General features: G+C 45.2%; 10 protein-coding genes. 9 read left to right on the forward strand and 1 reads right to left on the reverse strand.

All coding sequences use genetic code 11. The features are described from left to right. Window positions 1–173 precede the first annotated feature (173 nt). The gene (locus MHH63_RS01775) at window positions 174–2,420 is read left to right on the forward strand and encodes an AraC family transcriptional regulator (protein WP_036685428.1); all 2,247 of its coding nucleotides are present in this window, start codon (window positions 174–176) and stop codon (window positions 2,418–2,420) included. A 64-nt stretch (window positions 2,421–2,484) separates the two neighbouring features. Here MHH63_RS01775 and MHH63_RS01780 read toward each other — a convergent pair whose 3' ends face one another. Next, on the reverse strand, window positions 2,485–3,369 hold the full coding sequence (locus MHH63_RS01780) for a carbohydrate ABC transporter permease (RefSeq protein ID WP_076130456.1): 885 nt from the start codon (window positions 3,367–3,369) through the stop codon (window positions 2,485–2,487). Window positions 3,370–3,752: 383 nt separating this feature from the next. Here MHH63_RS01780 and MHH63_RS01785 point away from each other — a divergent pair, with 383 nt between their 5' ends. From MHH63_RS01785 to MHH63_RS01820, 8 genes are all read left to right on the forward strand, one after another. Then, complete coding sequence (locus tag MHH63_RS01785; protein WP_370510797.1) at window positions 3,753–4,610, forward strand: ABC transporter permease; 858 nt, start codon at window positions 3,753–3,755, stop codon at window positions 4,608–4,610. Between the two features lie 88 nt (window positions 4,611–4,698). After that, entirely contained in the window at window positions 4,699–6,255 is a 1,557-nt protein-coding gene (locus MHH63_RS01790; RefSeq protein ID WP_076134128.1) for an extracellular solute-binding protein, read from the forward strand. Window positions 6,256–6,349: 94 nt separating this feature from the next. Next, window positions 6,350–7,507: a glycoside hydrolase family 88/105 protein gene (locus tag MHH63_RS01795; RefSeq protein ID WP_076304967.1), complete on the forward strand. Its 1,158-nt coding sequence runs from the start codon at window positions 6,350–6,352 to the stop codon at window positions 7,505–7,507. 5 nt (window positions 7,508–7,512) lie between these two features. Beyond that, a complete protein-coding gene (locus MHH63_RS01800) occupies window positions 7,513–8,883 on the forward strand; it encodes a glycoside hydrolase family 28 protein (RefSeq protein ID WP_076130458.1) in 1,371 nt (456 codons plus the stop codon). 74 nt (window positions 8,884–8,957) lie between these two features. Further along, window positions 8,958–10,544 carry a glycoside hydrolase family 43 protein gene (locus MHH63_RS01805; RefSeq protein WP_341171154.1) on the forward strand — a complete coding sequence of 529 codons (1,587 nt, stop codon included), beginning with the start codon at window positions 8,958–8,960 and terminating at the stop codon, window positions 10,542–10,544. Window positions 10,545–10,624: 80 nt separating this feature from the next. Next, window positions 10,625–18,001, forward strand: a complete 7,377-nt coding sequence (locus tag MHH63_RS01810; RefSeq protein ID WP_341171155.1) for a pectinesterase family protein — start codon at window positions 10,625–10,627, stop codon at window positions 17,999–18,001. A 208-nt stretch (window positions 18,002–18,209) separates the two neighbouring features. Continuing rightward, the gene (locus MHH63_RS01815) at window positions 18,210–19,136 is read left to right on the forward strand and encodes an EamA family transporter (RefSeq protein WP_076130480.1); all 927 of its coding nucleotides are present in this window, start codon (window positions 18,210–18,212) and stop codon (window positions 19,134–19,136) included. Between the two features lie 165 nt (window positions 19,137–19,301). Continuing rightward, on the forward strand, window positions 19,302–20,090 hold the full coding sequence (locus MHH63_RS01820; protein ID WP_341171156.1) for an isocitrate lyase/PEP mutase family protein: 789 nt from the start codon (window positions 19,302–19,304) through the stop codon (window positions 20,088–20,090). Window positions 20,091–20,093 lie beyond the last annotated feature (3 nt).

A 20,093-nucleotide genomic window follows, 5' to 3' on the forward strand; every position in this document is an offset into this window, starting at 1 on the left:
ATAAGGCAAAAAACCTTCATTGAGCACTGGGCTTGATGAAGCGCTTTTTGCCTTGTTTTTTTGTTTTCTATTTTTTATAAAAATAGGGTTGCGATTATACACATTTAAAACATTTGGTTTAACCTATTGGAAGCGCTATAATTGAAAATAATTACATGCTTAAGGAGTCTATCATGAAAAGAGGCAGGATATTCTACAAGATTTTTGTTCCTATTCTGGTGCTGGGAATTGGCCTGGTTATTAGCTTCGGTGGCTATATTTATCTGACGACGATTAATTCGGTAAATGAAAGAGTAGCGGATGATAAACAGAGTTTAATTACTCAAATTAAAAACACCCTGGAACAGAAAATTCAGACCATCGAATACGCTTTTAATACTTACAGTACCACCAGTTCCTTCAGGGAGGTCGTGCAAAATCCGATCACCGAGCAGGATTTTGAGAAGTATCGCGAGATTAATTCCCAGCTTAACTACATTGCCAGCATGGGGATGGATTTTGTTAATTATTCTCTAATCAGTTTGGAGCAGAAATGGCAGATTTCCAATGGTAAGCTTTCACATTTAACGGAAGAAGAGAGCAGGACACTTTATGAGAGCTATATTAATAACCGTAGCCGGGGGTTGTTTTGGGTTAAGACGGATAAGGGTATCCGCTTTGTAAATACCCTGCCGGTATTCTCACAGACCAAACAGGCGATTGCCTTATCTGATATATCCCTTCAGACCTTGCAGAGCACCCTTCAGACCGAAGGAAACACACCGGTGTTTATTCTTAACCGGGAGGGTGAGCTTTTATATGAGTCGGAAACTGGAAAGTCCCTGCTGACTAATAATCAACTTAGCCATATCACTAATGTTGCCGGAGGCGGGGGGCAATTGGGGACGATTGCCATGGAGCGGGCTGATCACCAATCGATAAAAGCTATTTATGCTAAATCTTCTTATAATAATTGGATCTACGTAACTATTTTGGATAAATCAGAAATTTCTGATGCACTAAAGACAACCCGATTTGGGATTGTGATGATGGTACTGCTTATTACGTTGTTGATTGCGGTAGTCGCTTATGTGATCTCTTTGTATTTCACCAAGCCATTCCGGCAGATTCAGCGCCGATTATTGCCTGCCAATGCGGAGCTAGAGCCTAAGAATGAGGTAGACTGGATTATTAATTCGATTGATACCATCTTATCGGAGAAAGAAAGCCTAGAGGGTCTGATTGAGTCTGAGATGCCTAAGTTGGAAACTCAGTTTATTCTAAATCTGTTTCGTAGCCGGATATCCCAAGAAGAGCTTAATCTGGGTTTGCCTCGTTTCGGTTATGAGCTGTCACAGAATTCGGTGTATGCAACGCTGCTAATACAGCTGGATAACTATGGGGAACGGCAGGCTAGCGATAAGGATCTTCTGCTTGTAGCGGTTAACAAACTGGTGGAAGAGCTAATTCCGCAGGAGAAGCGGATGATTCCTATCCTATTAAATGACCGTACACAAGCAACCATCCTGATCTTTGAGGGAGCGAATGAACAGGAGAACCGGAGAATAGCACTGGACTATGCCAAGACAATTATTCGAACAGCTAGAGAGATCCTGAAACTATCCATTAGCGTTGGAATCAGCAATTTTTATGATAATTTATTGTTTAGTAGGGAAGCTTGCGAGATGAGTAAGCAGGCGCTGCATCATCGTTTAAATCTGGGCAAAGAGTCTATCATCTTCTATGAGGATATATCGAAGGTGATCTCGGGTCCAGTTCTACTGCATTATCCGTCTGAGTTTGAGTCCCAGTTATTTGACGCGATTCGGATTGGAGATGAAGAACAAGTCTCCTGTTCTCTGTATCCATTACTCGGGGAAATGATGAAGCACAGTAAGAACCCTTTGAATTTCGAAGTCACATTAATACGTTTCGTCAACAATCTGATTCAGCTGGAGCAGCTGCTGGGTGTAGAGGTTCTGCTGACAGAGGACAATTCTACGTTGTATCACCGATTGTTAGACATCCGTAATCCGGAAGAGATCGAACGCATTTTGGTCAAAGAAGTTATCCATCCGATGGTGACCAGCGTTAAGGAGAAGACAGACCGTCAGTTCCGCCTCTTATCCGATAAAATTGCGGTGATTGTCCGCTCGGAATTTGATCAGGACTTAACGCTAGAATTAATTGGTGATCGTCTCCATTACAGTCCGAACTATTTAAGCAGTATTTTCAAAAAAGAGTACGGGATGACGTTTAGCGAGTATCTGATGAACTATCGTCTGGAAATGGCTAAGAAGTGGCTGGTGGAAACGGATATGACCATTAAAGAGATTGCTGAAAGGCTGCAGTACCATAATCCACAGAACTTTATTCGATCCTTCCGTAAAAAAGAACATGTAACACCAGGTGCATACCGAACCCAGAAACAGGAGAAGTAAGGCGCTGAACACAAACAGCCAGCCCCGGGAGACCGGGGCTGGCTGTTTGTGCAGCTGCAATGTTTTAGCCTTTTACAGAACCCAGCAGGGCTCCTTTGGTGAAGTGTTTTTGTACGAAAGGATAGGCGAGCAGCATTGGAACGGTTGCGACTACGATAACCGCCATTTTGATGGTTTGAGCAGGTGGGATAATATCAACAGAAGCATTATCTCCCTGCATCCCGCTGGCGACGATAACAATTTGGCGCAGCAGGACTTGAATAGGCCACTTAGTGGAGTCTGTCATATATAAAATTGCACTCATATAAGTGTTCCAGTAAGCTACCCCGTAGAACAAGGAGAGGGTCGCGATAGATGGCATCGCCAGCGGAAGCATGATTTTGAAAAATACACCAAAATCATTAGAGCCGTCAATCTTGGCTGATTCCTCTAGCCCTTCCGGCAGCGCCTGGAAGAAGTTACGCATAATGATCAGGTTAAAAGCATTGATCGCAACAGGCATGATCATGGACCAGTAGGAATCGATTAATCCGAAATATTTAACTACCAGGAAAGTAGGGATCATTCCCCCGCTGAAGAGCATGGAGAACACGATTACGAAATTGATGAAATCTCTTCCGTATAGATATTTTCTAGATAATCCATAAGCCATTAAAGAGGTAAGAACCATACTGACAACTGTACCCACTAAGGTTACACCGATGGATACGCCAAGCCCTTTAAAAATAGTAGGCGTTGACAGTATATAACGGTAAGCATCCAAAGAGAATGTCGTCGGGAACAGGATGAAGCTTTTTTCTACTACCTCCTGTGTTGAAGCAAAGGAACTGGCAAACACATTGACAAAGGGTAAAAGACAGGCTAGGGCAATGAGTGTAAGCAGTGTGGTATTTACAATAGTAAACAGCCGGCTACCCATATTTTCTTTTTTAAAAGATGATTGCGACATGCAGATATCCTCCTTGTAATCGTTTCATTGAAACTTTAACAGGGGTCTGTTATTCCGTATATAATCATTAGCTTGGGCTTTGTTTTGGGAGGAAAAAGCGTGATAAGGCATAGATGATCTTTATGTATTGTAGTAATCACTATAAGATGCACGGGCCTGGAAAACCTTATAGCTGTAGGGTTCTCGGAGTATCAGTATCTGATGATTATATACGTAATGGACGAATGATCGTAATCTGGGAATCGTAAAGAAACGCGATCAAGGAGGCCGATCAGGTGAAAGAGGCAAACGTCACCATGCTGAACACGAAAGTTAATCCAGTAAGAAAAAAGCGAACGGGGCCTAGCTGGCTGAGTTTAAAAAGAAACAAGTTATTGTATCTAATGATACTCCCGGGATTTTTGTATTTTGTTATTTTTAAGTACCTGCCTATGGGCGGTCTTATCATTGCATTTCAGGACTATCAGCCGTTTCTGGGTATAGCGGATAGCCCGTGGGTAGGGTTTAAGCATTTCGTCCGATTGTTTACAGAACCTACCTTCTTTATGCTATTGAGTAATACACTTATCCTGTTTGCATTAAACATTTTTATTTTCTTCCCGCTACCTATTATAGTGGCGCTGATGCTTAACGAAGTTCAGCACAAGTTATTTAAGAGCACCATTCAAACGATTATTTATATCCCCCATTTCATGTCATGGGTTATCATCGTCTCCATTTCCTATGTATTTATGAATGTGGATGGAGGGGTGCTGAATGAGATGTTGGCGGCCCTTGGGATGCAGAAGATCAGCTTTTTGACTTCTCCTGAGTGGTTGCGTACCGTGTATATCGGACAGATCATTTGGAAAGAAATTGGTTGGTCAACCATTATTTATTTGGCAGCCATTACCGTAGTGGATACGCAGTTATATGAAGCAGCTGAGATGGATGGAGCGGCAAGATTACGCAAAACATGGCATATCACCTTGCCGGCGATTCGCCCAATCATTATTACCTTGCTTATTCTGAAGATTGGCCACACGCTGGATCTGGGCTTTGAGCATATGTACTTGCTGATCAATTCCTTGAACCGCGAAGTTGGAGAAATTTTCGATACCTATATCTATACAGCTGGTTTAAAGAACGGACAATTGAGTTTCAGTACCACAGTAGGTCTGTTCAAGGGTGTGGTCGGCTTGATTCTCGTTATGCTGTCGAACAAGTTAGCCAAAAAAATCGGCGAAGATGGTGTTTACTAGGCTTCATAGTATGCTGAATTCTTACCTCTGCCTTAAGGGCAGAGGTGGAAGATACAACACAAATACATTAGTAAAAGGGGTAATGTTGATGAATCGCAATTACAAAAAAATTGCAGCCTTAATGTTGTGTAGCGGGTTAGTACTCACTGCATGCGGAGGAGGCAATAACGCGAAGGAGTCAAATTCTTCAAATGGGGGAACGGATTCAACGGCTAAAACAACTGCTGCACCTGCAGATGTGCTAGATGCTAAAGCAAAGATTAGCTGGCTGAACATTTTACAAACGTCTACAACACCAACGGGTCCTATTTTGGACAAAATTGAAGAATTGACGAATACAGAGATTGAATTCTCATGGATTCCGGATCCTTCCAAAGAAGAACGTATTAATACTTCATTAGCATCGAATTCCCTAGCAGACATCGTTACCCTGACTATTCTTGATAACTCTTCTGTACGTAATGCACTGAAGGCCGGTATGTTCTGGGAAGTAAGTCCTTATCTTGATGAGTTCCCGAATTTGGCTAAAATTTCACAGGATACACGTACATCGGCATCGATTGCAGGTAAGCTGTACGGGGTTCCTTTCCAGAAGTCCTTGGCTAGAAACGGCGTTGTTCTCCGTAAAGATTGGCTGGATAAGCTTGGACTGCAGGTTCCAAAAACAACAGATGAGTTGATGGAAGTTGCGAAAGCGTTTACCGAAAAAGACCCTGATGGTAATGGCAAAAAGGATACCACAGGCTTCATGGACCGCAGCGATCTTGTATATGGAGCATTTAAGACATTGGGCTCATACTTTGGAACACCGAACTATTGGAGTGTAGATGATGCGGGTAAAATGACACCGGAGTTCGATACAGAGGCTTATGTCAAGACCATGGATTATATGAAGACTCTTTATGATGGTGGTTATATTAATCAGGATTTCGCTGTGACGGCTAAAACAGATCAGCAGCAGAATTTTGCGCAAGGAAAGGCTGGAATTTATGTGGGTGCCTTGTTTGACAGCAAGAACCTGCTGAATCTGTCTAAAGGCATACAGGATGGTATGGATTTGGTTATGGTTAACGATATCACTTCCACCGGTAATGAAGCGGATCGCGCCATCTGGGCTGGTAATAACGGAATTGGGGGACTGTTGTCTTTCCCGAAATCCGAAGTCAAGGATGAAAATGAGTTAAGACGGATCTTGAAATTTGTTAATGATCTTATGAATGAAGATGTCTATGGCTTGATGACTTATGGTATTAAGGATGTCCACTATACAATCGATGGAGAACAAGCGGTTACGATTAAGGATACAGATCTCTGGAAGCAAGAAGTTCAGCCATTTTCGGCATCTCGTCCATTAGAGAATGGATTCATTATCCATGATGCTGATCCACTCAAAGTTGAAGCTGATAAGCTGATCGTTGAGAATGCTAAATATGCTGTACTGAATCCTGCTTACTCTCTGGAATCTGAGACCTATTCTACTCAAGGATCTGAGTTGCAGAAGATTATGACAGATGCCACTTATAAATATATCCTAGGCAAAATTGATTTGGACGGATTTAAAGCTGAGGTTGAAAAGTGGAAGAAATCCGGCGGCAGCAAAATCATTACTGAATATGAAGCTGCTTATAAAGCTGTAAATCCTTAAGAAGTACTACAGACTATATTCTAAGAAAATAGTAGAGGGGTCCTAAATGGGGAGGCTGCGTTTAGGACCATATCTATTCAAACAGGAGGAAAAAATGAAAGACAACAATGCACTTAGGAGTATGGGCTGGGGTGTTCGAATGGCAGATTCGATTATGGAGCGAACGCCAAGATTATATGAGGATAACGGATATCATGGAAAATGGTCTTATGATTATGGAGTCATCTTGAAGGGTTTTGAGCTGCTGTGGAGACAGACCGGGCAGGTTAAATATTATCAATTCATCAAAGATAATATGGATTATTTTATTGAGGAAGACGGCTCTGTGAAGGGATATCGCCTGAGCGAACATAATATTGATCACTTAAATAACGGAAAGATCCTATTTGTGCTCCATAAAGAAACTGGGTTAGCGAAATATAAAATGGCTGCAGATTTATTAAGAAAGCAGATAACAACGCATCCTCGAACCTCAGAAGGTGCGTTTTGGCATAAGAATGTATATCCTTATCAGATTTGGCTGGATGGCTTGTATATGGGCTCTCCTTTCTATCTGGAGTATTTACTTGAGTATGAAGGCGGCAAGGGTTTGGACGATGTGACCCGGCAATTTATTCTGTGCGAGCGTCATACCAAGGATGCTGAGACGGGTCTCCTGTTTCACGCATGGGATGAAAAGCGGGTACAGCCGTGGTGCGATCCTGAAACGGGGTTGTCTCCGAACTTTTGGGGGCGTTCGCTGGGGTGGTATGTGATGGCGCTAGTGGATGTACTCGGCATGCTCCCTAAGGAACACGCGGATTATGAGATCGTGGCACGTATACTGACAGATACGCTGACAGCGCTTCGTCAGGTTCAGGATGCGGATGCTGGAGTATGGTATCAGGTTGTAAACATGGGCGGCCGTAAAGGCAATTATTTGGAGGCTTCCGCCTCTAGCATGATCACCTATGCAATGGCTAAGGGCATTCGGATTGGTGTACTCGATGATAGTTGGTTCGAGACTCTTGACCGTGCTTATCAAGGTCTTATTGCTGAATTTGTGCTGGAAACCAAAAATGGCTGGGTTAACCTGAATAAAAACTGCCAGGTCGCTGGACTCGGTGGTGAGGACCGGAGAGATGGTACTTACGCCTATTATATCAGTGAACCGATCGTAACCAATGATCAGAAGGGGCTTGGCGCATTTCTCCTGGCTTGTGGAGAATATGAATATTTGCAGCGTCCCGTCGTGACGAAAGGAAGCGAGTGAAGCACATGTCTATCTACAATATAAATGACTACGGAGCGCATCCTAATAGTGCAGAGCCTTCAACGGAAGCGATAGCCAGTGCCATTCATGCGGCAAGCGAGGCAGGGGGAGGAACAGTTTATGTTCCTTCCGGGCACTATCAGACGGGTGCTATCTTCATGAAAAGCAATATTGAGCTGAAGCTCAGTCCTGGAGCTGTGCTTAGCTTCAGCTCTGATCCTAACGATTATCCGGTGGTGGATTCCCGTTGGGAGGGTGTGAAGCAGAACGTCCATGCTTCATGTATTTTTGGAATAAATCTAGAGAATGTATCGGTTACAGGTGCAGGCAAGCTGGATGGAAGGGGCGCACCTTGGTGGGATAAACATCGGAATTCTCCTGATTCACTGCTGTATCCCCGCCCGAAGCTTATCAGCTTCGACAACTGCCGTAGAGTCACGCTCAGAGATCTGACACTCGTGAACTCCCCAAGCTGGACTGTGAATCCTATCTGTTGCCATGATGTTACGATTGATAATCTGTCGATCTATAATCCGGCGGATTCGCCTAATACAGACGGTATTGACCCAGAATCCTGTGTGAATGTCCGCATCAGCAACTGCAATATCGATGTGGGTGATGACTGCATCGCCATTAAAGCAGGGACGGAGGATACGAAGGAGCGGGTTGCCTGCGAGAATATCACGATAACTAACTGCACGATGATTCATGGTCATGGCGGTGTGGTGCTGGGAAGCGAAATGAGCGGAGATATCCGTAATATCGTGATCAGCAATTGCGTGTTCAAGCAGACGGACCGCGGCATTCGGCTGAAGTCCAGACGCGGGCGCGGAGGTGTTGTCGAAGATATTCGTGTCAGCAATATCGTGATGGAGGACGTGATCTGTCCGTTTATTCTTAATCTTTATTATTTCTGCGGACCACGTGGTAAGGACAAATATGTATGGGATAAGAATCCTTATCCGGTGACGGAGGAGACCCCCTGCTTCCGACGGATTCATTTTGCTAATATTACTGCTCGGAATGTTCACGCGGCTGCAGGTTTTCTTTACGGCCTTGCGGAGCAATACATTTCAGAAATTACCTTTTCCGATATTGATATTTCCATGGCAGAGAATGCAATCCCTGGTCGTCCAGCCATGATGTCAGGAATCCAGGATATGAACAACCGTGGGTTTTATCTGGGCAACGTAAGAGATATCCGCTTCCGCCAAGTGACGATCGAGAATCATGAAGGACCGGCTTTTTATATTGAAAATGGAGAAACGGTAGATATCACCGGCTGCCAATCGAGAAACACCCGTAAAGTGGAAGAATTAGTGCAGCAGGTAACCGTTATCCCGTCACAGGAAGATCTAAGTGAGCAGACAGACTGATAATTGACAGGATAGACCGCAGATTTGCTTAGGGTGAAGGGTGCGGATGTATGGAAATAGGAAGGAGTATGAAGATGATTACAGATAATATTCAGACTGGAGTTATTCACAATCCCATATTAAAAGGCTTCAATCCTGACCCTTGTATTGTAAGAGAGGGGGAGATGTACTATATTGCTGTTTCTTCTTTTGAATGGCTGCCCGGTGTGAGGGTGTATCAATCAGCGGACTTAGCAGACTGGGAGCATTGCACAGATATTCTGACTCATCAGGTAGATCTGCGGGGAAATCCGAAAAATTGCAGTATCTGGGCTCCACAGCTTAGTTATTATGACGGTTTGTTTTATCTGATTTATACCGATGTTAAGAGCACCAAACGGCCTTTTAAAGACTGTCATAACTATCTGATCACTGCGGAGGGTATTGAGGGACCTTGGTCTGAACCGGTATACCTAAACAGCAGCGGGTTCGATCCATCTCTGTACCATGATGAGGATGGGCGCAAATGGCTGCTGAATGAGCTGTGGGATTACCGGATTACGGAAGGCAATAAGTCCTGCGGGATTGTAATTCAGGAGTACGATCCAGAGCAGTGCCAATTAATAGGTGAACCTGTGAAAATCTTTGATTGCACGCCGCTGAAGAAGACGGAAGCGCCGCATATTTACAAGCGGGGAGGTTATTACTACTTAATTACAGCGGAAGGCGGTACTGGATCAGGGCATGCGGTAACCGTAGCGCGCTCCAAGGCGCTGCTTGGCCCGTATGAGGTGGATCCGCTCAATCCGATGTTGACCTCACGGGATAATCCCGAGCTGCCGCTTCAATGTGCCGGCCATGGAAGTCTGGTAGAGACACCAGAAGGTGAATGGTATATGGCCCATTTGTGTACGCGACCCCTGGAAGGCGAATACGCCATACTGGGGAGAGAGACTGCCGTTCAGCAGGTGCACTGGAATGAGGAGGGCTGGTTAAGACTAACCTCAGGCGGAAATACACCACAGCTCAAGGTACCAGCACCTAAAGGAACACAGTTCCTGAACCAAGTGCGGACGCTTGAATTCGAGGATGATTTTAATGGTCCGGAATTGAAAAAGAACTGGAATACACTGCGGATTCCTAGGAATGAAAGCTGGTGTTCCCTTGCTGAAAGACCGGGCTGGTTAAGAATCAGGGCCGGGGAGTCCGTGCAGAGTCTGTTTGAGCATCATATTCTGGCTATTCGCCAGACGGATATAAGCTTCCGCGCCGAAACAGCGCTTGAATATGAACCGAATACTTATCTGCAGATGGCAGGACTACTGTTATACCTGAATGAGGATAACTATCTTTATGCGTATATCAGCCATGAAGAAGGACGTGGCAAGGTGCTGCGGTTAATGCGCTGTCAGCGCGATGAATTCACTGCGGAGCCTGTAATGATTGAACTAAATGCAGGGGAGACAGTGCGGATCGCGGTTGAGGTGCAGGAAGTGACTGGGCAATTTGTTTATCTTAAGGGTGACGATACGGAGTGGAAGCCACTTGGCGATCCGCAGAATATCAGCTTTTTGTCGGGAGGCTTCACTGGGAACTTTGTTGGCATTGCGGCGCATGATATGCAGCAGTTCGGTGGCAGCAGTGCTGATTTCGCATATTTCCGTTATCAGGGCAAGGAATAATACACACGGCTTTACTAAGGAAGGGGTTGCTCTGAGGACAGGGCCCCCTTCTTATTCCAATAGATATTAGGAGGTCTTGTATGAAGAGAAAATGGTTATCCGGGGCGCTGGTTGCGAGTCTTCTTGCAACATGTATGCCATTTGGTGGTGTCGAGGCCGCTTCTTTGGAAGCGCTTCCTGCTTTTCCGGGCGCGGAAGGCGGCGGCAAATATGTAACCGGCGGAAGAGCTCAACCTGTGTATGAAGTAACGACGTTGGCTGATTATGGTATCAAGGAAACTCCGATCCCCGGCTCCTTCCGCGATGCGGTAAGCCAAAGTAATCGGACCATTGTTTTTCGAGTGGGGGGAACCATCCATCTGAAGGAATCCCTCAAGATTACCGGCTCAAATCTGACGATTGCCGGGCAAACGGCTCCAGGTGACGGAATTACAATTGCCGACTACACAACCTCTGTTGAAGCTGACAATATTATTATGCGCTATATGCGTTTCCGGTTAGGCGACCGGGTAGCTAGTGAAGATGATGCTTTTGGATCAAGGTACCATAAGGATCTCATTATCGATCATAGCTCATTCAGCTGGTCGGTGGATGAAGTGGTCAGTCTGTATGATAACGAGAATACTACTGTGCAATGGTCGATATCCGCTGAAAGTATGCTGATGACGACACACCAAAAGGGACGTCACGGCTACGGAGGAATCTGGGGTGGCAAAAATGCCAGTTTCCTTCACAATCTGATTGCTCATAGCACCAGCCGCAACCCCCGTTTGCCGACGGTGACCAAATTGGTGGACCTGACGGAAATGTCTAATAACGTTATCTATAACTGGGGATTCGCTTCGACCTATGGTGGGGGAGCAGAAGATTATCGATATAATATCACTAACAATTATTATAAAAATGGTCCAAACACCTACACCAGTGTAAAAAATCAATTGTTTGGGGAAGTATCTCCAGAAACCCGGTTGTTTATAGATGGGAACATCATGGATGGTAATCCGAAGGTTACTGAAGACAACTGGAAGGGTGTGCAAAAGTATTCGGATATCTCTAAGCTTACGGAGCCGGCAAAGATGCCTAACCCATATACGGCAGTGTCGGCGGAAGAAGCCTACGCAAATGTAATGGCGGATGCTGGTGCCACTTTGCCAAGGCGTGATGCTTACGATGCGCGGGTCATTAATGATGTGAAGAATCGCACTGGACAGCATATTAATTCACCTATTGAAATAGGCGGTTACCCAGACTATACAGAGACAGCTTCCAATGTAATCGACATGGATCATGACGGTATGAATGACAGCTGGGAGATTGCTAATGGACTAGACCCTACCGATTCTGAGGATGGTAAGAAGACGACGTTATCTGCGGAGGGCTATACGAATCTAGAAGTGTATCTGAATGATCTGATTGTGTTGGGAAAAGCAGGGAATGAGCATACAGACAATCCTGTAACCGCTATCAATTATCCTGTGAATAACCAAATCATAGAGTCAGGCAACAATGTGAATGTTACAGCCTCTGCCAGTGATAGCGATGGTATTGCTAAGGTGGAATTTATCGTTAATGGTGTGAAGCAAGCCGAAGCTACCACAGCACCTTATAGTTTCGATTGGAACAATGTGCAGGATGGTACCTATTATCTCGTTGTTCAGGCTATAGACAATAAGGGTCTCAAGACACAATCTGATAACGTGGCTATTCATGTCAACACGTCTGGATCCGTTCTTCCTTGGACTTCGGTGGATATTGGCCATCCAGGGATAGCGGGAGTGACTACACTTCATCCGGATAGCGGGAAGATTACGCTCAAATCGGCTGGACTTATCGGAGCAACATCAGAGAGCGAAACGGCTGTTGATAATTTTCAGTTTGCTTATCAAACCCTGACAGGCAATGGTGAAATTATTGCTAGAATCGACTCCGTAACGGGAACTGACGATTATGCCAAAGCAGGTGTCATGATTCGTGATAATCTCAATGAGAACTCTAAAATGACAATGCTGGCAATCCCTTATGTCAAATATGGCAAGAAGGGAGTTATGATTACCCGCTCCACCACAGGAGCCAAGGTGGTAAAAACAGAACCGGACAGCTTCATCAATACACCTTATTGGGTGAAACTGGTTCGTCTTGGTAATGAAGTGACAGGTCTGGTATCGCCGGATAAAGTAACATGGAGCAAGGTAGGCACGGTGAAGCTTGACCTGAATGATACGGTTTATTTTGGTCTTGCAGCCGATGCCGCTAAGGTAGATAACGAGGTTAATCGTTATAATGCATCTGTCTTCAGTGAGGTGGAGCTGAAACCGCTTAGTGATCAGTTTCCTACTGCGCCCCGTGGTCTTACAGCGACAGCAGGTGAGGAAAAAGTGAAGCTGAATTGGGAGGATGTTGGTTCTGCCAAGTCGTATAGTGTTAAACGTAGTGAGGTTTCAGGCGGTCCATACAAGACGATCAATACTGAAATTAAAGATAGCCTGTATACTGATTCCGGACTCAGCTCCGGAAAAACTTATTACTACGTGGTCAGTGCAGTGAATGAACTTGGTGAAAGCTTTGATTCCGATGAGGCCAGCGCTACGGCTGAAGGTGAAGCAGGTAATGTGTATTATGTGGATGAAGACTTCGAGCAGGTTGCTGTGGGTGTGACACCAGAGTATTATGATGTGACTCCAAATCCACAGACTGAAATTCAAAAGGTTATTGTATCTCCCACACCGTCTGACAGTAAGGGGAATACGTCAGATCAAGTGTTGAATGTGTTCGATGGTGCGAACGGCAGCGTGCAGTTTATCCGCAAATTCGCGCCAATTACGGGTGCACTCGTTATTGACACTGACTTTATGTTTGCGACAGAATCGGGAACCTCGGTGTTCCTGCAGGCCCAGAGTACAGATGGAAGCAAAACGGCATTCTCCATTGAGAGCAGAAAGCCAACGCTTCCTGAAGCTACAGGTAAATATACGCTAACCATGAGTAGGGGAAGCAGTCAGTATCATCAACTGATGAACTCTTATTCCCTAAAACAATGGTATAACCTGAAGCTAAAGGTGGATGTGAACAACGATAAAGTGGTTGTATATATCGATGATCAGCCTGCGGGCTCTTTTCCGTTCACAACTACGAATTTCGCCAGCTATGGCATTGGGCGTATTTTGTCCAAGACACCGGGCGGCGGCTCAGGAAATTATTACTTAGATAATTTAAAGATCTATGTTGAGCCGATTGAAACACCGCTTGGACTGACTGGACTTCCAGGAAACCAAGCAGCCCAGCTATCCTGGCCTGCTCTTGAAGGGGCAACTTCCTACAATATTAAGAGAAGTCTTAAGAGCGGGGGGCCTTATGAGACTATTGCCAACGCTATTACAGAGACCTCATATATTGATACTGAAGTTACCAACGAAACTACCTATTATTACGTTATCTCGGCGACGGCGCCCACTGGTGAATCGGGAAATTCCAATGAAATTAGTATTACCCCATCCGCTTTGGCGGTGAAATTGCCTGCGCCAGAATCGTTCGCGGCTATAAGCCGGAATGCTCAGCTGGATCTCAGCTGGAATGCTGTGGAGAATGCAGCCAGCTACAGCATCAAGAAGTGGAATGAGACTTCAGGCAGCTATGAACTCGTGGCAAAAGAAATCGCCGGCACAACTTACCGCGTCGGAGGTCTGGCCAACGGGCAAACCTACCGTTACGTCGTATCTGCAACAAATGTGGCCGGAGAGGGAAAAGAATCAGCGCCTGTTGAAGCTACTCCGCAATCTCCTTTGGGAACGCCTGTGGTTTCCATTGAAGCTGGTGACAGTGTAATGAAACTCAGCTGGCCAGCGATTGAGGAAGCGAGCCAGTATATTGTCAAACGTGCCTCATCGGCGAAGGGTTCTTATGAAGTGCTCGGGTCTGATTTATCAGGCACAAGCTTTACTGATAGTGGGCTCGTAAACGGAACACCGTATTATTACAAAGTCCAAGCAATAAACGGTACCCGTAGTAGTCTAGATTCAGCTGCTGCCTTAGCAATTCCATACAAGAATTCCGGCCAGCCGCAGGCTCCACAAGGAGTTAGTGCTGAGTCTGGCAACACTGATATCCATCTGACTTGGAATGTAGCTGATGGAGCTAGCAGCTATCAAATTCTACGCTCGGAGAGCGGTGGCAGCTATGCGGTCGTGGCCGAAGGCATCGAAGCAACCGATTATACCGATAAAGGCTTGATCAACGGAACTGCCTATCAATATGCGGTAATCGCCATCGGTGATAAGGGTGCCAGTCTTCCATCCGAGGTGGTCAAGGGAATTCCAGCTCCTGTCATTATTGTTGCTCAGAATGGGACAGGAGATTATAAAACGATTAATGACGCTATTCAAGCAGCACCTGATAATAGTGCCCTAACCACGATTATTAAAGTGAAGAACGGCACGTATAAGGAGAAGGTGCTTGTACCTTCTAGTAAGATGAATATTAGTATCATCGGTGAAAGCCGGGAAGGTACCGTACTTATTAACGGTGACTCCGCGAAAACCATTGGCTCAGATGGTAAAGAAATGGGCACCAGCGGCAGTTATACACTAAAGGCTGCTGCAACTGATTTCACACTGGAGAACATGACGGTTGAGAACAGTGCTGGGCGGGATGCCGGTCAGGCAGTCGCTTTATATGCTGAAGGAGACCGGGGAGTGTACAGAAATGTTAAGCTTCTAGGATATCAGGATACCCTGTTCGCAGATAAGGGAAGAGCTTATTTCGTTGACAGCCATATTGAAGGTACAGTGGACTTTATCTTCGGTAATTCCGCTGCTGTATTCGAGAATAATGTGATTCAAAGTGCGGGTGCTGGCTATGTTACTGCGCCTTCCACGGCAGCGGGTAAGCCTGGTTATGTGTTCATCAATAATCGACTAACTGCCAGTGAGGACGTTGCTGCTGGAACCGTTGATTTGGGCCGGCCATGGAGAGAATACGGCAGCTCTACCTTCATTAATACGGAGATGGGAGCTCATATTCGTGCTACTGGCTGGCATGAATGGTATGAAGGTCGTTCCAAAACTGCACGGTTCTCTGAGTTTTTAAGTTACGGAGAGGGTGCTAATGCAGCTTCACGTTACAGCTGGTCCAAACAATTAACAGCAGAAGAGGCGGCTGCCTATACGATTGAAGCTGTGCTTGGTGGAAGTGATGGCTGGAATCCACAGCAATCCAAGATTTTAGTGGGACAAGAGCAGATACTTGCGGTACATGTCTCTTCAATTACTTTAGCGGGTAAAGATGGAATTAGCAGCATTGAGTCGAAGGGCAGTGCCTTGCAGCTGCAAGCCTCTGTGCTTCCAGAGAATGCGACGAATCCTAAAGTTATCTGGACGGTAACTGAAGCAGATGGGGTAACCTCAACGGATAAAGCGGTTATTGATGAGAAGGGCTTGCTTACAGCTAGAAAGAACGGTAGCGTACAAGTAACGGCGCGAGCTATAGATGGAAGTGGAGTATCCGGAAGCCTAGAGATTAACATCAGCGGACAAGATGAGATTGCCCGTAATCTGCCCGCTGCAACGCTGAACGGACCGGTAACAGTGGTGGCAGGACAGGATTTCACTTACCGTGTAGGGCTTACAAATGTTACTACCTCCGTCTACAAGGAAGTGTATGCTGTAGACTTTACCATGGCTTATGACGTATCTGGTGTGGAATTCGTATCCGCTCAGACCTTGCCAGACGGATTCAGCATCACTCATATTAATGAGGACAGTCCAGGTCTAATAACAGTTAGTGTAGCTGGAACGGAGGCAGGTAATATCCTGACCGATGATGCGGAATTCTTAGAAATGATCTTCAAAGCGAAGAAGACAACCCGTGAAATCGCCGTGCCGCTTGGATTTATTTCTTTCCGGGGATCCAACACAGATGTTGGATTTGACATCCTGCATGAGGCACAGTCGGTTGTTCATGTCATGCCTATATCCGTCATGGAGATAAAAGTCTCCTCCAAAGATAATGTGAGCGAAATCAAGTCAGGGCAAACCCTGCAAATGGCAGCTGTAGTCCTGCCGGACCATGCATCCGATCCAGCAGTGAGCTGGTCAGTGGTGAATGAGGATGGATCAGCTACTGAGCGAGCATCTATTACGGATACCGGCTTGCTCACTGCAATTGCAGCAGGCAAGGTAATCGTGAAAGCGACAGCTAAAGATGGCTCTGGTGTTGTAGGCACGATGTCCATTGAGATTATGGCAGAATCGCAGGTTTCAGAATCGGGCGGTACTTCATCTTCAACGACAGTCAAACCAGTGAAACAACCGGAACCTACTGTGAATGCAAATGGAGTTACTCTTTCCGTGACAGCGGATGTGAATGGTAAAGCTATTGCAGAGGTATCCTCAGCGATTCTGCAACAAGCAATTGGCTCAATGCAGAATGGAGTATTGAGAATCACAGTGAAGCCATCCTCTGCCAGCTCGGTGGTTGAACTAACCTTGCCAGCTCGTGAGTTGGCTGGAGCGGGAGCAAAAGCAATTCAACTTTTGGAAATAGACATGGGATTGTCTACGTTCCGAATAAATGCTGACCTGCTTCTTGCGATGGCAGGATCTGACGCCGTAAGCGTTAAGCTTGTAGTTGGCAAAGTTGACGCGAAGACACTGTCGCTTCAGACAGATGTCGGGGATATTTATGAGTTTAAGTTCTTTGTTGATGGCAAACAGTTTGACAGCTTTGGGCGTGGACTGAAGGTTGAACGGGATTACAAACCAAAGACAACTTCAGGTGTAGAACAAATAGTAGTCTACCAAATCCGTGAAGACGGGACTGTGGAGGTGGTTAGAAACTCTCAGTTTAATCTGACAACTGGCAAGATCATCTTTAGACCAGACAATTCCAGCAGATTCGCAGTAGCATATGCGGAAAATTCCTTTAAGGATATCGCTGGACTAGGCTGGGCACAAAATAGCATTCAAGCCCTCGCCGCCAGAGACATCCTGAATGGCACCGGAGATCATAATTTCGGGCCACAGCTGAATGTAACTCGGGCACAGTTCTTGAAGATGCTGATGCTTGCATTAGAGCTAGAGGAAGGTAATGCGGCAAGTACATTTAAGGATGTTTCACTGGATGCTTGGTACTACAGCTCCGTTGCTGCTGCTCAGCAGCTAGGAATTATTCAGGGCAGATCTGATGGAACCTTCGGTGCTAATGAAACGATTAGCCGTGAGGAAATGGCGTTGATGGCTTATCGTGCAGCACAGCTCGCTAAGCTTACGGTCGTGGGAGTGGACCAGCCAGTGAATTTCAATGATGCCGCTGACGTTTCAGCCTACGCTCGTGAGGCTGTACAATTCATGAGCGGAGCAAAGATTATTCAAGGTGTAGGCAAAGATAACTTTGCACCTAAAGCCAATACAACTCGTGCTCAGGCAGCTGTTATTGTCTATCGATTGTTCCAGCTAAATCCTTAAATTTCAAGTTGACACCCTGTGTGATTTATCATATTATGATTGGAGTTGTTATAAGTAAATAAACCAAACTCTATCCAGTGGATGGAGTGGCGGAACTTTGTCAAAGATGTATTCTTTGGTTTCAATCGCCCCTTGTCATTTCGATGACAAGGGGCTTTATTATGTTAATGAGCTTGCTCAAGAGAAAGGGAAGAGGTTTACGATGAATATGAAGTTATTCAAATATGCTTTACTAGTTTTTTTAGGCGCTTGTAGTTATGGCTCACTCTCTACGATCGTCAAGCTTGGAATGAACGATGGCTTTAGAATGAAACAATTGGTAGGATCACAATACTTTTTTGGATGGTGTATGCTGCTCTTGCTGGTCTTATTATTTTCTCGAAAGAAATTAGGGTTAAAAACAGGCGGGAAATTATTAGCCGCTGGGATCACCATCAGTTTAACTGGCATATTTTATGGCTTCGCCGTTGAACAATTACCTGCTTCGATTGCGATTGTACTGTTATTCCAATTTACTTGGATCGGTGTAATTCTGGAGGCGGTTGTAGATCGAAAACTTCCTAGTCGGGAAAAAGTGATTTCGATGGTTATCCTTCTAATTGGTACAGTATTAGCGGGGGGCATCCTTGAGCCGAGTATAGGTGGAATTACGACCACTGGTGTAATTTTTGGCTTAATGTCAGCCGTGTCGTTTGCTTTCTATATTTTTGTGAGTGGAAGAGTAGCTACGCAGGTGCCTGCCGTTAATAAAAGCTTGTATATGACCACTAGTGCAATGGTTATTATTATGACTGTTTTTTCGCCTTCGTTTTTATATGACGGTGCGATTACCGATGGGCTTTGGAAATACGGCCTACCTCTAGGTTTGTTGGGCATCGTAATTCCAGTTCTGTTCTTTTCGATCGGGGTTCCGAAGCTGGGTTCAGGTCTAGGCGCGATTTTAGGGGCAGCGGAGTTACCGGCAGCTGTAGTAGCCTCCGTGTTAGTTCTGCAAGAAGAGGTATCATTACTTCGCTGGATCGGGATTATCGTAGTTCTGATCGGGATCGCAGCTCCACAAATCCTACCGATGGGGACAGGGAAAAAGTCATCCAAACCATCACCAAAACAATCACTCCGTAAGGTAGAACTTTAATCGGCAAACTGGCATCGATGGTATGATCTGATCCTGCGAGGATTAGATTATCTATCGGTGTTTTTTTTTTGTGGAAAAAAAAGATTGGTGTTAATTTTTCTGGTATCGATAATGGATGTCTATTATATAGTGGTTCTATTCTTAACTAAATGGAGATGACCACTTATGAACACTAAAAACTATGACTATTTTAAAACGCTGCATGATCAAAAAAATCCACTGATCCTGTACAACTGCTGGGATGTAGCCTCGGCTAAAGCAATAGAGCAAGCTGGATCAAAGGCGGTAGCAACCAGCAGCTATTCCATGGCGGAAGCGTGGGGATATTCGGACGGTGAACAGCTTACATTTGAGCTTATGCTTTGGATGATTTCAAAGATTGCCGAACGGGTAGCGGTTCCATTGACCGTAGACATCGAAGGTGGATATGCTATAGATGAGGATATTTTAGCGCATAACATGGAGCAGTTATTTCAATTAGACATCTGTGGTATCAATTTTGAAGATCAGATCGTAAATCATCCAAACAATGAACTATGGGAGACCAGCGAACAAAGCCGGAGGATCAAAACCATACAACAAGTAGCCTCCGAACTGCAAAAGCGGGTGTTTATTAACGCTAGAACGGATATCTTTTTCAAGGCTAAGGAACATTCGATGGATCTAGTCAATCAAGCTATACAACGTACCTATGCTTATGCAGACGCTGGAGCGGATGGGATTTTTATACCGGGGCTCGCTGATCCAAGCTTGATTGAACAATTTGTTGAAAAATCGCCACTGCCTGTGAATATCATGGTTATGGACAGTATGCTTTCAAATCATGAATTGCAAAATATTGGCGTGAAACGGATTAGCTATGGACCGCGTAGTTTCTTTCAGGCACAACATAACCTCCAAGAAAATGCCCGGCAAATGCTTGATGCCTCAGGACTTTATTTAGAAATGAGCTAACCA

This window comes from Paenibacillus sp. FSL H3-0310, assembly GCF_038002785.1.
GTDB lineage: Bacteria > Bacillota > Bacilli > Paenibacillales > Paenibacillaceae > Paenibacillus_AQ > Paenibacillus_AQ odorifer.

Bases quoted from the DNA above. Each gene is read 5' to 3' on its own strand.
- MHH63_RS01775 (WP_036685428.1), top strand. From the start codon at position 174: ATGAAAAGAGGCAGGATATTCTACAAGATTTTTGTTCCTATTCTGGTG.
- MHH63_RS01780 (WP_076130456.1), bottom strand. From the start codon at position 3,369: ATGTCGCAATCATCTTTTAAAAAAGAAAATATGGGTAGCCGGCTGTTT.
- MHH63_RS01785 (WP_370510797.1), top strand. From the start codon at position 3,753: ATGATACTCCCGGGATTTTTGTATTTTGTTATTTTTAAGTACCTGCCT.
- MHH63_RS01790 (WP_076134128.1), top strand. From the start codon at position 4,699: ATGAATCGCAATTACAAAAAAATTGCAGCCTTAATGTTGTGTAGCGGG.
- MHH63_RS01795 (WP_076304967.1), top strand. From the start codon at position 6,350: ATGAAAGACAACAATGCACTTAGGAGTATGGGCTGGGGTGTTCGAATG.
- MHH63_RS01800 (WP_076130458.1), top strand. From the start codon at position 7,513: ATGTCTATCTACAATATAAATGACTACGGAGCGCATCCTAATAGTGCA.
- MHH63_RS01805 (WP_341171154.1), top strand. From the start codon at position 8,958: ATGATTACAGATAATATTCAGACTGGAGTTATTCACAATCCCATATTA.
- MHH63_RS01810 (WP_341171155.1), top strand. From the start codon at position 10,625: ATGAAGAGAAAATGGTTATCCGGGGCGCTGGTTGCGAGTCTTCTTGCA.
- MHH63_RS01815 (WP_076130480.1), top strand. From the start codon at position 18,210: ATGAAGTTATTCAAATATGCTTTACTAGTTTTTTTAGGCGCTTGTAGT.
- MHH63_RS01820 (WP_341171156.1), top strand. From the start codon at position 19,302: ATGAACACTAAAAACTATGACTATTTTAAAACGCTGCATGATCAAAAA.